This window comes from Gemmatimonadaceae bacterium, from assembly GCA_035606695.1.
Lineage (GTDB): Bacteria > Gemmatimonadota > Gemmatimonadetes > Gemmatimonadales > Gemmatimonadaceae > JAQBQB01.
The window spans coordinates 197,711-215,652 of sequence record DATNEW010000031.1 but is presented as its reverse complement, the minus strand read 5'-3'; the positions used below and the strand labels follow the sequence as shown (position 1 = coordinate 215,652).

Sequence of the window (17,942 nt, the reverse complement as noted above, 5' to 3'; positions counted from 1 at the left end):
ACGCTCAGGGTCGCTCGGGATGACGCAACAGGCTTTCACACCTCGCCGCCACCCGCAGCAAGTCATCCGTCCGCCCCCGCCGTCCCACCAGCTGAAGTCCCACGGGCAATCCTTTCACCGGCACCGGCACCGAAATCGCCGGATGCCCCGTGATGTTGAAGAGCTGCGTCAATCGCAGCATCGCCGCGCGCACCGGAATTGTTTCGCCGTTGCCCATCATCGCATCGACCTGGCCGTGCGACGGCGGGATGATCGGCAGCGTCGGCAGCGCCAGCGCATCGCAATCGGCGAGCAGATCGTCCACCGCGCGGCGCAGCGTCTCGCGCGTGTCGAACGCCGCGAGGTAATCCACCGCGAGAATCGTTCGGCCACGATGCAGCCGCTCGAGCACCGGCGGCTGATAGTCATTCGCGTGTTCGTCGATATCCGCTCCGTGCCAGTGCGCCGCCTCGGGCATCGAGATGTTGACGTACGCGGGCACGATCGAATCGGCGTGCGCGAGCTCACGCGGCGCCGTCGTGGCGCCCTCGCGGCGCAGGCGTTCGATCGCCGCATCAAACGCGCTGCGTACGTCGCGCTCGAGCAACTTCGTGAAGTATCCGCCGAGCAGGCCAAGGCGCGGCGCGCGGCCGAGGTCGAGCGCGGGCATGGGTTGTTCGGCGAGCACCGACCAGATGAGCGCTGCATCGGCGACGTCGCGCGTGATCGGACCGACGTGATCGAAGGTCGTGCTCAAGGCGACGACGCCGTCAGTCGGTACTTCGCCGAGCGAGGGCTTGAGGCCAACGATTCCGCAGGCAGCCGCGGGAATGCGAATCGAGCCGCCGGTATCCGTGCCGATCGATGCTCGCCCCATGCCGCTGGCGACCGCCGCCGCCGAGCCACCGCTCGAGCCGCCGGCGGATCGCGTGACGTCGAGCGGGTTGTGCACGGCTCCGAACGCCGATTCTTCGCTCGTGGTACCGAACGCGAACTCGTGCAGATTGGTTTTGCCGATGAGTATCGCGCCGGCGTTGCGCAGCCGCTGCACCACTGGCGCGTCATGCTCGGCGACGTGCCCGTCGCGCACGCGCGACCCGGCCGTCGTCGGTTGCCCTTCGATGTCGATGAGATCCTTGATCGAGATCGTCATCCCGGCGAGCGGGCCGCGACTCGTTGCTCGTGCCGCACTGCGAGCGGCTTCGGCATCGACGAGAATGAACGCATTCGTGCGACGCCCGTGTGTTGCGATCGCCGACAGCGCCTCTTCGACGTTTTCAATTGGAGTACCCATCGACATCACATCGTCGTCTGCGAGGCCGACAGACGACGTACCAGCTTGTCGAGGAACTCCAGCCCGTCGTAGTACGATTTGACGCGCAGCTTCTCGTCGCGGCCGTGCGCGTTCGTTTCGCCGGGGAGTGAGAAAAGTCCCGAGACGCCGTATGACGGAATGCCTGCCTCACGCAGCCAATGGCTGTCGGTGGCGCCCGTGGACATCACCGGCACGACCGGAATGCCGCCGAACATTTGATGCGTGATGTCGGTGGCGGCGTTCAGCAGCTGCGGATCGATCGCCAGCGTCGACGTCGGGAAGCGCGGCGCCTCGTTCTTTTGCGTGAGCGTGATCTTGATGCCGGTATCGCCGATCACGCGCGCGAGCGTCGAGCGCACGTTGTCGAGCGTGGTCGTCGGCACCATGCGGCAGTTCACGTTCGCCGTCGCGGACTGCGGCAGCGCGTTGTAGGCGTGGCCGCCGGCCAGTCGCGTCGCGACGCACGTCGTGCGCAGTGTGGAGTTGTACCGCGGATCCTTCGACAGAATCGCCGACGCGCTTGCATCCTTCGGATTCTTCACAATGGCGCGCATGGCCGCGGCGATCGCCGGTTTCTCGACTTTCGCCGTCTGCGCGAAAAAGCCGCGCGTCGTCGGATTCAGCTCGACGGGAAAGCTGTACTTCGCCACGCGACCGAGCGCGTTGGCGAGCTCGTAGATCGCGTTGTCGGGACGCGGCACGCTGGAGTGGCCGCCCGGGTTCGTGGCGGTGAGCGTGAAATCGACATACACCTTTTCGGCCGCCTGAATCGAATTGAAGAGCGGCTTCACGTCCATGCCTTTGCCGTCGAGCGTTCCGCCGCCGCCTTCGTTGATCGCGAACGCGGCGTCGATGAGATCCTTGTGCTGGTCGACGAGCCAATGCGCGCCGTTCGCGCTGCCGCCTTCCTCGTCGGCGGTGAGCGCGAGAATGACGTCGCGCTGCGGGACGAAGCCTTCCTGCTTCCACGACAGCATGTTGGCGACGAAGATCGACGCCATCGCCTTGTCGTCGCTCACGCCGCGGCCAAGGAAGAAGCCGTTCTCCTCGACGGGCGTGAACGGATCGCGCGGCCAATCGCTGCGCAGCGCCGCCACGACGTCGAGGTGCGCGAGCTCGAGAATCGGTTTGCCTGCTGTCGCTCCGCCGCGGCCGTGGTATCGCACGACGAGGTTGCCCTTCGTCGGCTTGCCGGGCGGTATGAGCACTTTCACATCGGAGTCGGGAAAGCCCGCCGCGCGAAAGCGCGCCGCCATCGCCTCGACCGCCTTGGTCACGGAGCCGACGGAATCGACGGTGTTGATCGAGACGAGCTCGAAGTACACGTCGTGGGCCAGGCGCTGGCGCGGCGTGAGCGTGGACGATTGCGCGGACGCGGCTGAAGCGGCTGACGCGACCGCAATCAACGCGGCGATCGAGAGTCGGAGATGGCGCGGAGTGGGCACGGATCTCATCGAGCGAGAAAAAGTGAGTCGGGAGGAAGCACACTGATGCTAATGCCGGTGCGGCGGTGTTGTCATCCTTCGCCTCTCATGGGAACCTTCCTTCTTGCCGAACCGCTGCACGGACGCTAGCGTCTGCGGCGACGAATTTGTCCAGGAGATCACGGTGGGCTACTACTACGCAGACGCGGACAGCAAGCCGGTCGGACCACTCAGCGCCGACCAGGTCATGGCACTGTATCGCGACGGCAAATTGAACGGGAGCTCACCGCTCTTCGCCGAGGGCTCGACCACCTGGAGTACGGTGGATACGCTGCTTCGCGCACCGCAACCGATGCAGCCCATCCCGAATGCCTACACGGCGCCGACGACGCGCGCGTGCCGGTCGTGCGGCATTCCGCTCGCGCCCGAATCGAAGTGGTGCGGCGCGTGTCATGCCTCGGCGATTCCTGGCGTGTTCGGCACTCTCGCTTCGCCGGGGCGACGCCTGGGCGCGTACCTGCTCGATTGGATTCTTCCGTTCACGAGCATCGGCGCCCTCGTCACTGTCGTCGCATGGTCGGGCGGTGGCATGGCCGCGGTCATCGCTGCCGCCGCGCTCACCCTGGCCTACATCGTCTGGTCGGGCGTGCTCTTCTCGCGCGGAACCACGCCAGCCAAAAACCTGCTCGGCATGGACGTCATCAACGAGGACGGCCACGTCGCCGGATTCGGCCGCATGTTCGTGCGCGAGTGGATCGGGAAGCTCATCATCTCGCACATGGTCTTCTGCCTCGGCCTGCTGTGGATCTTCGTCGACAAGGACCGCCAGTGCTGGCATGACAAGCTGGTCAGCACCTATGTCGTGAAGCGCCCCGAAACGGTGTGACGGAGCAGGATCGGCTGAACGACGCGAACTCCGGCGCCGCACCCTGGCGGCTGTGGGGTTCGTACCTCGCGGAGCGCGCCTGGGGCACGGTGCGCGAGGATTACAGCGCGAACGGCGACGCGTGGGAATACTTCAAGCACGAGGACGCCCCACGCCGTGCGTATCGCTGGAATGAAGACGGCCTGCTCGGCATCTGCGACGAGACGCAGCGCCTCTGCTTCGCGCTCGCGCTCTGGAACGGGCATGACGAAATGCTCAAGGAGCGGCTCTTCGGCCTCTCCGGCCCCGAGGGCAACCACGGCGAGGACGCCAAGGAGTATTGGTTCTACCTCGACAACGTGCCGTCGCACGCCTACATGCGGGCGCTATATAAGTATCCTCATGCCGCGTATCCGTACGAGGAGTTGCGTGCCGAGAACGCGCGGCGCGGCCGCGAGGCGGGCGAATACGAGCTGCTCGATACCGGCGTGTTCGCGGACGATCGGTACTTCGACGTCGGCATCGAGTACGCGAAGGCGAGTCCCACCGACATTCTGATTCGCATCACCGTCGCCAATCGTGGCCCCGATGCGGCGACGCTCGATCTGTTGCCGACGCTCTGGTTCCGCAACACGTGGTCGTGGGGCATCAGCGGATACCGCCCGTCGCTCTCCGCGCTCGATGATTCGCGAGTTCTCGTCGAGCATGAATCGCTGGGCCGGTATCATCTGGCGTGCGACGGCCAGCCCGAGCTGTTGTTCACGGAGAACGACACGAACATCGCTCGGCTGTACGACGGAAAGAACGCGACGCCGTACGTGAAGGATGCGTTTCACGATTACATCGTGCATGGCAAGACGGACGCGGTGAATCCGGCGCGCACGGGAACGAAGGCGGCGGCGCACTATCGCCTGACGATTCCCGCCGGCGAGGAACACGTGGTGCGCTTGCGTCTCTCGGCCGATCGCGCCGACGCCACGCGGTTCGATCATTTCGAAGACTTTGACAAGGTGTTCGCGGACCGGGTTGCCGAGGCAAATGCGTTTTACGCGGATCTCGCGCCGCCAGAGGTCTCGGTCGACGAGCGCCGCGTGCAACGGCAGGCGTTCGCGGGTCTGTTGTGGAGCAAGCAGTTCTATCACTACGACGTGCGGCAGTGGCTGCATGGCGATCCGGCATTCCCGCCCCCGCCGCAGGAGCGCTGTTGGGGCCGCAATCACGCGTGGGAGCATCTCAACAATCACGACGTGATCTCGATGCCGGATACGTGGGAGTATCCGTGGTACGCGGCGTGGGATCTCGCGTTTCACGCCATTCCGTGGGCGATGATCGATCCGCAGTTCGCGAAGGATCAGTTGATCCTGCTGCTGCGTGAGTGGTACATGCACCCGAACGGGCAACTGCCGGCATACGAGTGGCAGTTTGGCGACGTGAATCCGCCGGTGCACGCGTGGGCGGCGATGCGCGTCTATCAGATCGAACGGCGCGCGACCGGCAGGGGCGACGTCAAGTTTCTCGAGCGCATCTTTCACAAACTGCTCATCAACTTCACGTGGTGGGTGAATCGCAAGGATGCCGAGGGGCGCAACGTGTTCCAGGGCGGCTTCCTCGGGCTCGACAATATCGGCGTCTTCAATCGCAGCGAGCAGCTGCCCAACGGCGCTCGGCTCGACCAGAGCGACGGCACGAGCTGGATGGCGATGTTCTGCCTCAACATGCTGGCGATCGCGCTCGAGCTGGCGCGGCAGGACAACGCGTACGAAGACGTCGCGACGAAGTTCCTGGAGCACTTCTTCTACATCGCGCACGCGGTGAACAACCGCACCACGCCGAACGGTGAGCCTGACGATCTGTGGGACGAGCAGGATGAGTTCTACTACGATCTGTTGCGTCTCGCCGACGGCGAGGCGGCGTTCGTGCGCGTGCGTTCGATGGTCGGCCTCATTCCGCTGCTTGCGGTCGAGACGCTCGACGCTGAGCTGCTGGAGAAGCTGCCTGATTTCCGCGAGCGCCTCGAGTGGTTCATGCGCTATCGCGCCGACATGGTGGGCGACGCCGCGGGCGTCACGCAAACTGGCGAAGCCGATCGGCGATTGTTCGCGATCGTGAACGAGTCGCGTCTGCGCGCGATTCTCAGGCGCGTGCTCGATGAGACGGAATTCCTGTCGCCGCACGGCTTGAGATCAGTCTCGCGCTGGCATGCCGAACATCCGTTCGAGCTGCGGGTGAATGGCTGGAACTTCGGCCGCGTGGACTACGAGCCGGCCGAGTCGCGGAGCGGACTGTTCGGCGGCAACTCGAATTGGCGTGGGCCGTTGTGGATGCCGCTCAACTATCTCATCATCGAGGCATTACAGAAGTTTGATTGGTATTTCGGGCCGACGTTCCGCGTGGAGTATCCGACGGGGTCGGGGCAGATGCTGACGTTGTGGGAGGTGTCTGTCGAGCTCTCGCGGCGGCTGATCGGATTATTCGTGCGGCATCAAGGGCGGCGGCCGATTTATGGTGAGTCGGCGGCACAGTTCGAGCGTGAGCATTGGCGGGATCTCGTGATGTTTCACGAGTACTTCGACGGCGATACGGGGGCGGGGCTCGGGGCGTCGCATCAGACGGGGTGGACGGCGTTGGTGGCGAAGCTCATTCAGCAGAGTGGGGTCCCCGCCGTGACGTGAGGGAATGGGCTACATTAGCAGTCTTTAATGAGACTGGCGGAATATCCCATTTACGAGCCTTCAAACGGCCCTTAGGCTGTGGGCGTTGGTTTTCCTCCACACGCCGAGCCATGACGATCACCTGCCGAGCCGCATGCATTAGTGCTCTTTCTCTCCTCGGAGGCAGACCGCTGGCGGCTGAGCCGCTGCCCCGGCTGCGATCGCGGGCGCAACTGGTGCCGTATATCGAGGAAATCAGGCAGCTCGAGTTCATCCGACGGGATCGGGTCGCGAATGGCCACCTCGAATCTGACCTCGTGGCCGCGCATGTCGAGAAAGACAGCGTGGAGTTGGTCTTCGAGTTCCTCGATGATCCCGTGTGTGCGACCACGCAGCGCCGAGGATGCGGGGCGCCGTATTTCCCGGTCAGCGGAGGCAGGCTCGGCATCCCGAGTGCCGACGCGGTGTACATGGTGTACTTCGCCGCCAACACGCTCGCGGCCAAAGCGAACCGCAACCAACAGAACCGATTCAACCAACAGTTGGTCGACGATGTAACCTCAATGGGCGGAGGCTTGCCGTCGGAAGCGACAATCATCGCCGGTATCAGCGATTTCATCGTGCAACGCGCCAAGGACGAGTTGGTCATCTCGTTTTTCGCCGACTTGCGAGAACGCCTCAAGAACGATGCCGTGCTCAGATTACTCTTCGCGTCCACGTACACGGCGATGGCGAATCTCGACGCGGTCGCCGCGAGTCAACTTGTTCCGACGTTGCGCGCGGCGTTCCGCGCAGATGTGCAGGCGCTTCCCGTCAACGCGCTCGACCCCGATCTGGTCGGAGACATCGTCGCCGAGTTGAAGGACCCGGTGGCATCAGCGGCTTGGCCCACGGCGAAGCCGTGGGTGCACGACGCGCACAGCATCGCCATGCGCTTGCATGGACTGACTGATGGTGAGCCGACGCTGGCGGCGCTGGCGCACTTAGCAGAGTTGCAAACAACTGACATCGTCGACGACCGGCTTCGCGCCGCCCTCGTTACGGGTGGAATCATGGCACGTGAGTATCGGAACGGAGGCGCCGAGTTGCTTCAGGCCGTGCGAACCGACCCCTACGAGCGCCAGCTCGCCGTTGGTGTGCTTCTGCGTGAGCTCATCGATTCTCAAGCGTTGCCACAATCCGTCGTCACCGACGGTCTCGTGAAGAATTATGTGGCGAGAATCGCGCCGCTTGGTATGGCGCTGGCCGACGTGGATACCGCTGTGCGCAACGGTGTCGAGCGACTGAAGGCGGCCGGCTCCGGCGACGCGGCGCTCGGCGTCGCCGCGCAAATCACGGCGGCCGCGGTGCAGTTCGTCGGAGCCGTTGCGCCGCTCGTCGGCGACGCAAACGCGCAGCATCAAGTGCAGGGCGTTCTCGATCTGCTCTCCGATCTCTCGCACGCCGAGGCCGCGATCGCGGCTCAGGAGTACGTCACGGCGGCCCAGACGCTCGTGAGCGCGCTGGCGCGACAACTGTCGACTCCGGTGTTTTCGCCGCAACGCGTGCGGATCCTCAGCTTTGCGTCGGCGCTCGCGTCGGCCAAGACGCCGGCAGACGTGTCGTCGGCATTGAACGCCGCGGCAGTGCCAGTTACCTCGTTCCGTACCAAGCGGGCACGAACTGGGACAGACGCGTCGTTCGCATTCGGCATCAACAGTTATGTCGGCGCGGTCGCCGGCGTTGAGAACGCGTTTGGGCCAGGATCGAATCAGGGAGCCGCCGGCTACGCCGGCGCCGTCGTTCCTGTCGGCTTCGAGTTAAGTTGGCCGTTCGGCCGCTCGAATGGATCGTTGTCGCTATTCGTCCCGTTGATCGATCTCGGCACCGTCGCGAGCTATCGCTTCGGCAAGGACGCCGCGAGCGCCGATGCCGTGCCCCACGTGACGTTCGCGCAGATTGTTGCGCCGGGGGCGTACGCCGTGTTTGGAATCACTCAGCGCTATCCGATTAGCGTGGGACTCGGTGCACAGTACGTCGGAGGGTTGCGCAAGAACGAGCTCACGGGCGCGCGCATGAACGTAGCGCGCGGCGGCGCCTTTGTCGCGGTCGATGTCCCCTTGTTTAGGTTTTAGGCGTTTGACTGGAACGATTTCAGCGCATCGCTAAAGTATTTGCGCACCCTGCCGATACTCATCGTACCTGAACTTCCCTTTCGAGATCGGCCGTCCCCCCTCCCCCTCCCACCACCCCCGGCCGATCCCTCACGCTTCAACTCCATCTGGGGTGGCACATGAGCATCAGCAGCATCACGTCGCGGCCGGTCGGCTTCGTCGCGCCGGTCAGCACGGGCGCCGTCGGCGGTTCACGCGATAGCGCCAGCGACTCGAGCACGTCACGCGTCGGCGCCAAGGACAGTTTCCGCGGCGACTTCGCGTCGCTCCTCGAGGCGGTCAAGTCCGGCGACATGACGTCCGCGCAGTCGGCCTTGAGCACGCTCCAGTCCGACCTCGGCGGCTCCGCGTCCTACAGCGCACCGTCATCGTCCTCCTCCTCAACCTCGCCGCAGCAGACCGATCTCGATTCGTTGTTCCAGGCCGTGCAGTCCGGCGACACCTCGGGCGCGCAGGCGGCGCTCACGAAGTTGCAGGCGGATGCACAGGATCAGACGACGCAGAGCTCCTCGAGCGCGACCAGCGGCACGCAGAAGGCGCCGGGGCATCACCACCACCATCACCACGGCGGCGGTGGTGGTATGAAGTCGGCGCTCGAGACGGCGTTTGCATCGCTCTCATCGTCGACGACGACCACGGACCCGAACGATCCGACCTCGACGTCGTCCACCGACGCGGCGGCGACGGTCTCGCTGTAATCACGTCAGTCGTAAGACGATCACCGTGAGGTGACGAGCGCGAGACGGTGACGGCGGTGATAGCTTCCACCGTCACCATGGCCAATCTCGGTCAGTTCGCGCTCGTCACGCTCACCGCCATTCTGTTCATCGTCGATCCCATCGCCGTGATCCCCACCTACCTGGTGATCACGCGAGACCAGACGACGGGGCAGCGCGCGATCACGGCGCGCCGCGCCTGCATTGCCGCCGGCCTCATTCTCATCGCCTTCGCGCTCGGCGGCACGCTCATCTTTCGCATCTTCGGCATCACGATCGAGGCGTTCCGCATCGCGGGCGGCTTGATCCTCTGGGTCGTGGCGATGGACATGCTGCACGGCGAGCGGCGCACGCAGGAGAGCCGACCGGAGATTGCCGAAGGCGCGGTGAAGGAAGACGTCGCGGTGACGCCGCTCGCGATGCCGATGCTCGCCGGCCCCGGCGCGATCTCGACCATCATCGTGCTCGCCGGTCAGGCGCAGGCCGTCGGCGAAAAGATCGTCGTGCTCGCGGCGATCGTCGCGACGATGGCGATCTCACTCGTCGTCCTGCGCGTCGGCGAACGCGTCGTGCTGCGCATGGGGCAGACGGGCATTCGTGTCATGACACGCATCATGGGACTCCTGCTCGCGGCCATCGCCGTGCAGTTCGTGCTCACCGGAGTGCGGGACGCCCTGAAGATTCATTAGTTATCATCCCGAGCGCCCCACTGTCATCCCGAGCGCCCCACTGTCATCCCGAGCGCAGCGAGGGATCTTTCATCCCGATAGAGGGCCCCCTATCAGGAGGAAAGATCCCTCGTCGCTTACGCTCCTCGGGATGACGGCCTCGCTTACGCTCCTCGGGATGACAATCTCGCTACGCTCCTCGCGATGACGACGCCTCAGCCGCCGAGACGCGGCTTCGTCGTCCGCGGCACGTCCTCGCACTTGGGCCACAAACGCGGGCCACCGAACCCACGTCCGCCACGCCCACCCGCCGCCGGCGCATTGTTGCCGCCGCCGACGCGCGCGATCGAATCCAACACCACCTGCATCGCGGCGCGCGCCGAATCCGGATTGATCGGCGTCACGTGCGACGCGTCCTCCGACGCGAGGTACGCGAGCATCGCCGTCAACGTCGCGTTTGATTTGAGATCGTCAAATACAACTTTATCATACGTGTCGCGCTCGGTATGCCAGGTGACGTTGTTGTAATCCCAGCTCAGCGCCCCCAAGCCGAACGTCGGCGCCCCATAGCACGTGAACGAGTAATCGTCGCTGCCGCCGCCGGCCGGGCCACCCGGCGCGACCGGCGCGCCCGTGAAGCCAACCTGCTGCTGAAATACGTTCGGCAGCTTGCTCAACCACTGCGTGAGATGCTCCGCCCCGCTCGGCAACCCGCCCGCGCCGACACGAATCACGCGCCCCGTGCCGTTGTCCTGGTTGAAGACGCCCTGCAGATGCTTCACGACGTCCGGATGATCCTTTGCATACGCGGCCGAGCCAACCTCACCTTCCTCTTCACCGGTCCAGTGGCCGGCGATGATCGTGCGCTGCGGATGCGGCAGCACTTGTTTGAGAATTCTCATGGCCTCGAGCATCGTGATCGTGCCCGTGCCGTTGTCCGTGGCGCCCGACGAGCCGTCCCACGAGTCGAAGTGCGACGAGAGCAGCACATACTCGTTCGCCCTGGAGCTGCCGGGAATAGTCGCGATGGCGTTGTACACCGGCTGCTCGCCGAGCAGGCGACCCTCGAGATTGAGACGCAGCGTCGGATGCTGATTGTTTTCGGTCAGACGATACACGAGCCCATAATCCTCGCAGCTCAGCGCGATCGTCGGCACGTGCGTGCTGTACGTCTCGAAGACTTCCATCGTGCCGATCTCGTCCTTCGGCCGCGACGTGATCAGGCCCGCGACACCTGCCTGGTCCAGGCGCTGGCTCAACGAGCCGCCGCCGAGTGAAACGAAGTAGCCGGTGCCGCGGGTGCTTCCGCGTCCGCCGAAGCCCGCCGCGAGCTCGCGCTGCACGCTGTCCTTGCGCGCGATCTCCTGCGGATAGCTGTACGCCGTCCATTCGCGATTCGGGCGACAGGTCTCATGCGGCGCCGACACCATCACGAGCTTGCCCTTGGCGTTCGGCAGCCACTTCACGAACGCGTTGCTGTCCGCGAACTGCGGCAGCACGATCGGCTGCGCATCGACATTCTTGCCACCGGTGCCGGGGCTGTAGCCGACCATCTGTCCCTCGAGCGTCCGCACGCGCGGCGTGAGCAGATCGATGTGTGACGGTCCGCGCACCCAGCCGCGCCACGTGCCGTAGTTCTCGAGCTTCGCGCTGATGCCCCAGCCCGCGTACGTCTTGACCAACCAGTCCTGCGCGGCCTTGGTGTTCGGCGCGCCCATGAGGCGAGGTCCGAGCGAATCGAACAACACCTGGGACAACTGCTTCACATGCGAGTTGTCCATGCCCATCGTCCAGATCTGCTTGATGATCGGATCGTCGGTTGGAAACGACAGCGCCGGCGGATCGGGATATGCGGGTTGTTGCGGCGCACCGCCGCCGAACCCGCCGCGTTGAGCATGTGCTGATGACACCGCGACGAGCGTAGCGAGCGTCGAGAGCGTCGCCGCCGCGAACGAAATTCGTGAAATACGCATGATCAGCTCCGGTCGTAGAAAGCGGGCGGCTCGAATCCGAGCGAGCGCAGATACACGTACCCCTGCCCGCGATGATGCACTTCATTGTCGATGGCGTAGAAGATCATCGCGAACCCCGACATCTTCCACTGCCCGAATGCGGTGTCCTCTTCCTGAAAGCGCTTTTCGGGGATCGTCTTCCATACGCGGTCGAGCTCCGCGGTGTTGGCGTCCCACAGCCGAAGAATCTCGCCCTTGGTCGTCAGCTCGAGCTTCTCGTTCACCCATTGACCGGTGGCGACGCCCTGCGCGATCGGCACGGCCATCGTGAGCAGCTCTGTCGCGAGCTTCGCGAACGGCCGCATGCCGCCGATCGCGTAATCGAACAACTCGCGCTCCGGAAACACCTCGATGAGCCGTCGCGTCACTCGGCGATGTCCCTGCCAGTGATCGAGCAACTGCTCGGGCGTGATGACGGGATGTGAGCTCATGGTGCTTTCACCTTGAATGCGAGATACGTGATGTGTTCGCCCGGCGCGAGTATCATCTGATGCGGCGCGCCGGCGGGAATGACGACGACGTCGCCGACGTGAAGCGCCGCGCGCGTCGATCCGTTCGCTTTGCCGCCGCGCCATTCGCCCGGCGTCGCTTCCTTCGCACCGCTGAGCGTGCCGCCCGAGACGAGGGTCGCGCTGCCGCTCTCGACGACGAAGACGTCGGTCCAATCCCGATGCGCTTCCAGACCGCCGGTCGAGTCGCGATGCGTGAGCGCGTACGTCATGTTCGGGCCCAGCCCAAGCTGCGCGGTGCGCGATGCGCCAGGCGTGAGCGAATCGCCCAACACCGCGAGTCGTGCGGCGGGCGTGATCGTGGCGGCGGGTGCGGCGTGTTGCGCGGCCACAGCGTGAAGCGGAATGGCGGTGAGCAGCGCGAGGATGAGCGCGTTCTGCACGAGAGACATCCAGAAGAAGTGAGTGGGAGACTGAGAACGACTTCCGCGAGATGATGATACGCGAACGCTAGCGGCAACCGCGCGACGATACCACCGGCAGCCCCACGGGAACGACGATGTTCGCGATCAGCCGGCGACGATCGCCCGTCGTCCGCGCTGCTCCCCTCACATCGCCATGCGGTATCCCGCCTTTTGAACCGTGAGAATGAACTCCGGATTCGCGGGATCGCTCTCGAGCTTGCGGCGCAACTGCGCGATATGGGTATCCACCGTGCGGCTCGAGACGAAGCCGCTATAGCCCCATACTTCGCGGAGGAGATCGCTGCGCTTGACCACCGCTCCGCCGCGCCCGATGAGCGCGTCGAGCAGATCGAACTCCTTGGGCGAGAGTGACACGAGCCGTCCATGGCGCTTGACCTGGCGCGCATCGCGGTCGATCTCGAGGGGTCCGAGCCGTACGATCGCACGTTGTGGCGCGACGATCTCGAGCGGCGCGGCGGCGACACGGCCGCGGCGCAGGATCAACTCGACGCGCGCCAGCAGCTCCAACATCCCGAACGGCTTCGTGACGTAATCCTCGGCGCCCAGCCGCAGCCCGACCACTTTCTCCGCCTCGGCATCGCGCGCCGAGAGGATGAGGATGCCGGAGGTGACGCCTTCGCGCGGCAGTTGGCGCATGACGTGATGGCCATCCATGTCGGGCAGCCCGAGGTCGAGAATGATGACGTCGGGATTCCAGCCCTTCGCCTCGGCGACGCCGAGCGCCCCGGTCTCGGCGGTTCGCACCGCGTGGCCCTCGAGCTCCAGGTTGTCGCGGAGCCCGTTGGCGATGTCTTCGTTGTCTTCGATGACGAGAATGTTGCCCATGCTGGAGCGTACGTTAACGACCGGGTCGGAGTCGCGGAAGCGAGGCCATGATGGCGTGGTGATATTCTAGAACTTTAAATACATAACAATTAACCACGACCAGATCTGACCACGTCTGACCAGATCTGGAAACCGTTGAAGCACGACCGGGCCGGTCAGGCGCCGTCCTCTCGGACTACGAGAGCAGATTTGGTCAGATTTGGTCAGATCCGGTCGTTGTTCTCCGTCGCAGATAGTTGCATCGCCGCGCGCCGCGCGCCCAATCTTAGAGCATGTTCCTCCCCACCCCGCGCCGCGACGCGGTTCGCGTCAGACTCATCGCCGCCGGTGGCGCATTGGCCGCGTCGCTGCTGGTCGCCGCCGCCGCGCTTGCCCTCCTGCTCGGCTCGCGCCGCCGAACGGTGCACGACGTCGATCGGGCCGCCGGTGATCTCGCAACCTCGAGCGCGCGACTCATCCTCCAGCAAACCGCGAACTTCGGCCTCGACGCGACGAACATGTTGTTGTTTGCCGCCGAGCGTGGCGGCGCACCGGCGCCGATCGCACCCGACAGTTTGCTCGCGAGACTCGCGTGGTCCGAGCGCATGCCACTGAGCGGATCCGAATCCAGCGACACGCTGCGGCTGGCGTTCGAGGGCAACCCGTCATCGCCCGCCGAGTCGTGGAAGTGGGCCGGCGTTCAGAGCAACGCGCTCCGCGAAGCACTGCACGACGCCGTCACCAAGGTCGTCGCGAAATCCACGGGGCATCAGACGCTGCTCGGCACGGCGTATCCCTGGCACGGCGACGACATGTCCGCGTGGATCATCGTCGGACGCGACGCAACCGGACGTCCCACATTCGTCGAGGGCGTCTCGTTCTCACGCACCCAATTCATGACCGCGTTCGTTCCCCTCGTGCTCGCGACGGTACCCGTGCTGCCCGCGTCGGTCGGCGGGACACGGCGGGATTTAGGAAATACTCAACAAGCGCTCGCGCTGCAGCGGCGTTATGTCAGCGCACGCGTCGAGGACGCGAACACGGACCGCGTCGAGTTCGACAGCGGTGTGCTCGCGCACGAAGGCGCGCACGGCACGTACGAGCTGGCGTCGGGGCCGATGCACGGCGTTCGCGTCCGCATCGGATTGGCCGATACGATCACCGACACGCTCATCGAGCGCCTGCCAACTGGTGTACCAGAGTGGACGTTGTGGGTGCTGATGACCATCGCGGTCGGCCTCGCCATCGTCGCCGGCATCGTCACTCAGCGCGCCTTCGCCGGCATGGCGCGCCGGCAAACATTTCTTGCCGCCGTGTCGCACGAGCTGCGTACGCCGCTCACGCAGGTGCGCCTGTCCGTCGAAACGCTGCGCCGCCTGCCCGCCGATGGCGACGAACGGCGCGAGCGCACCATCGAAGCACTCGGCCGCGGCACCGAGCAGCTCACGCGCACCGTTGAGAATTTGCTCACGCTCGCCAAGGCCGAGCTTCCGACGTGGAAGGTGCGGCCGCGCGTCACGGAGCTCGATGCGCTCGTACGGGCCACTGCCGAATCGATGGCGCCGATCGCGGCGACACGACACGTCTCGTTCGACGTCGTCGCATCATCCACCGTGTGGGCACTCGTCGACCCCGACGCATTTCGCCAGGTGATCCTCAACCTGCTCGACAACGCGCTGAAATACGGGCCGCGCGACTCAACGGTGCAAATTCGCCTTCGCCACTACGGCGATACCGCGGAGCTGAGCGTCGCCGATCATGGTCCCGGCATTCCCGCCGATCAACGCGAGCGCGTCTGGGCCGCCTACGAGCGCCTCAACAGCACCGGCACCGCGCGCCGCGATGGACTCGGACTCGGCCTCTCCGTGGTGCGCGACATCATCGTGCGCCACGATGGCTGGGTGCGCGTCGATGAGCACATCGGCGGCGGATCGGTCTTCGTCGTCGGCGTTCCGCTCGCCAGCGCGAGCGAGGCCACGCCGAACACCGCCGAGCATCCGGTGGCCGTGTAGCGCGTCAGTATCCGGCGGCCGTGTTGACGATGTTTTGCACGGGCTCGCCGCGGCGAAACCGCTCGAGATTCTCGGCGAACAGGTCGACCACGTCGTCCCAATGTGTCGCACGAAAGCCCGACGAATGCGGCGTGATCACGACGTTCGGCAAATCCCAGAGCGCACTCCCTGCATCGAGCGGCTCGCGCTCGAATACGTCGAGCACCGCGCCGCCGAGCGCACCGGAGCGCAGCGCGTCGATCATGGCTAGCTCGTCGACGACCTGACCGCGCGCGACGTTCACGATCACCGCGCCCCGCTCGAGCATCGCGATCTCCCGAACGCCGACGATGCGCTTCGTCGCCTCGACACCCGGCGCGGACAGCACCAGCACGTCGCAGCCGGCCAGCGAGTCGTGGAGCGCGCTCGGCGGAAGCACGCGATTCACGAACTCCGGCCGCGGGCGGTCGACGTTTCGCCGAATGCCGGTGACGCGCATGCCGAAGGCGTGCGCGCGCTTGGCGATCTCCATGCCGATGGTGCCGAGTCCAACGACCGTCATGCGCTTGCCGTGGAGGAGCCACGGCCAGTCGTGGATCAAATCGTTTTGAATCCAGCGATGCTCGCGCTGCGCCTCGAGCGTGCGATTGAGCTTGCGCGCGATTACCAGGAGGCCGCCCATCGCATTCTCGGCCATGGCGATCGCCTGGACGCCGCGGGAATTCGAGACGACGATGCCGCGATCGTTGAGCGCGGGCAACGGCAGCAGCCCTTCGACGGCGGCCGCGGAGGAGTGGACCCAACGGAGCTTGGGCGCGGCCGCGACCCACTCCGCGGTGAGAAACGGCGTGAACGCGGCATCGGCGGCGCGAATGGCGTCCGGAATCTCGTCGCGCGTATTAACGTTTATGAATTCAAAATCCGGAAAACGACGACGCAACGCGTCAACCTGGGCGTCCGGAATACACCACGCTTTGACGGGCCACTGGATGTAGATCAGGACGCGCAGGACCGGGCTCTCCGACGTCGGTACGGGTTGGCGACGATTGTACATCGCGATAAATCGCAAATTGGTCGATGCCCGGACGTCGGCGCCAGTCCTTCACGTCGATGCGTTATCGCATGTTACCCGTGTGTCCCAGCGAGTAGCGTCCCGGCTGCGGCCACACGCAAAGCCCGTGTGGCTCGCGCCCGACAGGAATGCGATGGGTCAGCTGCCCCGTCGCCGTATCGAACACGTAGACCTGCTTGTCATAGCGGCCGCTCACCCACAGCTCCTTGCCGTCCGCGGTGACGTTGCCCATGTCCGGACTGCCGCCGCCGGGAATCTCCCATGTCGCGACGACCTTGCGCGCGAACGGATCGACGACGCTGATCGATCCCTTGCCATGCGGTCCCGCCTTCAGCGTGTTCCATCCACGATTCGTCATGTAGAGCAGCTTGCCGTCGCGGCTCGGGTAGATGCCGTGCGTTCCGACGCCGGTCGGAATGAAACCGATCTGCGTGAATGTCGTTGGATCGACGAGCCGCACGCCGTTCGCCTTCATGTCGGCGACGAAGAACACGCTGCCGTCGGGCGACGAACGCACGTCTTGCGGCATGGCGCCCAGTCCCGCGCCGCTCGTCGTGTCGAGCGCGAGCAGTTTGACGGGTTGCTTCGTCGTCACGTCGAGCTTGAGCAGCGAGCCGTTGAACTCGCACGTCGCGATGGCGTAGCGGCCGTCGGCGGTAAACTCCATGTGGTCGATGCCGCGACAGCCCGTGTTCACCGATTGTACGAGCTGCATCGACTCCGGATCGCGGAAGTCGAGCCGCTCGCGCCGTTCGGCGACGACGATGGCGAATTTGCCGTCGGGCGTGAAGTACATGTTGTAGGGATCATCGACGTGGATGGGCTTGCCATCGGCGCCGGTGAGCGGGTCGATCGGAATGAGCGTGCTCGATTGGTTGGCCAACACCCACAGGCGCGACAGATCGTACGCCGGCACGACATGTTGCGGGATCTGTCCGACTTTGAACGTGCGCACGACGGTGTACGTCGTCGGGTCGATCACGCTCACCGAACCCGAGCGGGAGTTCGGCACGTAGACGAGCGGCTTCGACTTCGCGGCGATCGCCGACAGTCCGTTCGTTCCGGTGGCGGCGTAGATGTTCACCGCACCCTTGGGGTCGGTGACCTCGCCGGCGGCGCTGTAGACGGCGTAGTGTTGCTTTCCGTCGGCGGCGCGGAGCCTCCGGCCGGAGTGGCTGCACGCCGCGACGCCAAGCGTCACACCGACAATCGTCCAGAAATCGCGCCGCATACGACCAAGCCTGAGCCTGGTTAATGTTGAATGACGCCGAGTGGCCGTCTCGGGAAATCCTTCGAGCAACGCGCGGGCCTTCGCGCCGTTGTCTTGCCGCTAAGGAAAATGAATGAATTCACATCGA

General features: G+C 65.1%; 14 protein-coding genes. 6 read left to right on the top strand and 8 right to left on the bottom strand.

Annotation, left to right across the window (positions count from 1 at the left end):
- Positions 1 to 4: 4 nt before the first annotated feature.
- Both VN706_17095 and VN706_17090 read right to left on the bottom strand, forming a co-directional pair.
- Positions 5 to 1,273 carry an amidase gene (locus VN706_17095; protein ID HXT17359.1) on the bottom strand — a complete coding sequence of 423 codons (1,269 nt, stop codon included), beginning with the start codon at positions 1,271 to 1,273 and terminating at the stop codon, positions 5 to 7.
- A 5-nt stretch (positions 1,274 to 1,278) separates the two neighbouring features.
- Positions 1,279 to 2,739 carry a M20/M25/M40 family metallo-hydrolase gene (locus VN706_17090; GenBank protein ID HXT17358.1) on the bottom strand — a complete coding sequence of 487 codons (1,461 nt, stop codon included), beginning with the start codon at positions 2,737 to 2,739 and terminating at the stop codon, positions 1,279 to 1,281.
- 163 nt (positions 2,740 to 2,902) lie between these two features.
- On the opposite strand from VN706_17090, the gene VN706_17085 reads away from it, so the two are divergent.
- From VN706_17085 to VN706_17065, 5 genes are all read left to right on the top strand, one after another.
- Complete coding sequence (locus VN706_17085; GenBank protein HXT17357.1) at positions 2,903 to 3,604, top strand: RDD family protein; 702 nt, start codon at positions 2,903 to 2,905, stop codon at positions 3,602 to 3,604.
- Positions 3,601 to 6,255 (top strand): hypothetical protein, encoded by a 2,655-nt coding sequence (locus VN706_17080; protein ID HXT17356.1) that lies wholly within the window; start codon positions 3,601 to 3,603, stop codon positions 6,253 to 6,255. Before VN706_17085 ends, VN706_17080 begins: the two co-directional genes overlap by 4 nt.
- A gap of 296 nt (positions 6,256 to 6,551) precedes the next feature.
- Complete coding sequence (locus VN706_17075; GenBank protein ID HXT17355.1) at positions 6,552 to 8,348, top strand: hypothetical protein; 1,797 nt, start codon at positions 6,552 to 6,554, stop codon at positions 8,346 to 8,348.
- A gap of 158 nt (positions 8,349 to 8,506) precedes the next feature.
- On the top strand, positions 8,507 to 9,085 hold the full coding sequence (locus VN706_17070; protein ID HXT17354.1) for a hypothetical protein: 579 nt from the start codon (positions 8,507 to 8,509) through the stop codon (positions 9,083 to 9,085).
- Positions 9,086 to 9,141: 56 nt separating this feature from the next.
- Positions 9,142 to 9,792: an NAAT family transporter gene (locus VN706_17065; GenBank protein HXT17353.1), complete on the top strand. Its 651-nt coding sequence runs from the start codon at positions 9,142 to 9,144 to the stop codon at positions 9,790 to 9,792.
- A gap of 194 nt (positions 9,793 to 9,986) precedes the next feature.
- Here VN706_17065 and VN706_17060 read toward each other — a convergent pair whose 3' ends face one another.
- From VN706_17060 to VN706_17045, 4 genes are all read right to left on the bottom strand, one after another.
- The gene (locus VN706_17060; GenBank protein ID HXT17352.1) at positions 9,987 to 11,744 is read right to left on the bottom strand and encodes a M28 family peptidase; all 1,758 of its coding nucleotides are present in this window, start codon (positions 11,742 to 11,744) and stop codon (positions 9,987 to 9,989) included.
- Positions 11,745 to 11,746: 2 nt separating this feature from the next.
- Positions 11,747 to 12,214, bottom strand: a complete 468-nt coding sequence (locus tag VN706_17055) for a DinB family protein (GenBank protein HXT17351.1) — start codon at positions 12,212 to 12,214, stop codon at positions 11,747 to 11,749.
- The gene (locus tag VN706_17050) at positions 12,211 to 12,684 is read right to left on the bottom strand and encodes a hypothetical protein (protein HXT17350.1); all 474 of its coding nucleotides are present in this window, start codon (positions 12,682 to 12,684) and stop codon (positions 12,211 to 12,213) included. The genes VN706_17055 and VN706_17050 overlap by 4 nt, the downstream gene beginning before the upstream one ends.
- A gap of 156 nt (positions 12,685 to 12,840) precedes the next feature.
- Positions 12,841 to 13,542, bottom strand: a complete 702-nt coding sequence (locus tag VN706_17045) for a response regulator transcription factor (protein HXT17349.1) — start codon at positions 13,540 to 13,542, stop codon at positions 12,841 to 12,843.
- 272 nt (positions 13,543 to 13,814) lie between these two features.
- Between VN706_17045 and VN706_17040 the strand changes: the two genes are divergently transcribed.
- Positions 13,815 to 15,533: a HAMP domain-containing sensor histidine kinase gene (locus VN706_17040; GenBank protein ID HXT17348.1), complete on the top strand. Its 1,719-nt coding sequence runs from the start codon at positions 13,815 to 13,817 to the stop codon at positions 15,531 to 15,533.
- A 4-nt stretch (positions 15,534 to 15,537) separates the two neighbouring features.
- On the opposite strand, the gene VN706_17035 is transcribed toward VN706_17040, so the two are convergent.
- Together VN706_17035 and VN706_17030 are read right to left on the bottom strand one after the other, a co-directional pair.
- Positions 15,538 to 16,566 carry a D-2-hydroxyacid dehydrogenase gene (locus VN706_17035; GenBank protein HXT17347.1) on the bottom strand — a complete coding sequence of 343 codons (1,029 nt, stop codon included), beginning with the start codon at positions 16,564 to 16,566 and terminating at the stop codon, positions 15,538 to 15,540.
- 61 nt (positions 16,567 to 16,627) lie between these two features.
- The gene (locus VN706_17030; GenBank protein HXT17346.1) at positions 16,628 to 17,815 is read right to left on the bottom strand and encodes a hypothetical protein; all 1,188 of its coding nucleotides are present in this window, start codon (positions 17,813 to 17,815) and stop codon (positions 16,628 to 16,630) included.
- Between the last annotated feature and the right edge of the window lie 127 nt (positions 17,816 to 17,942).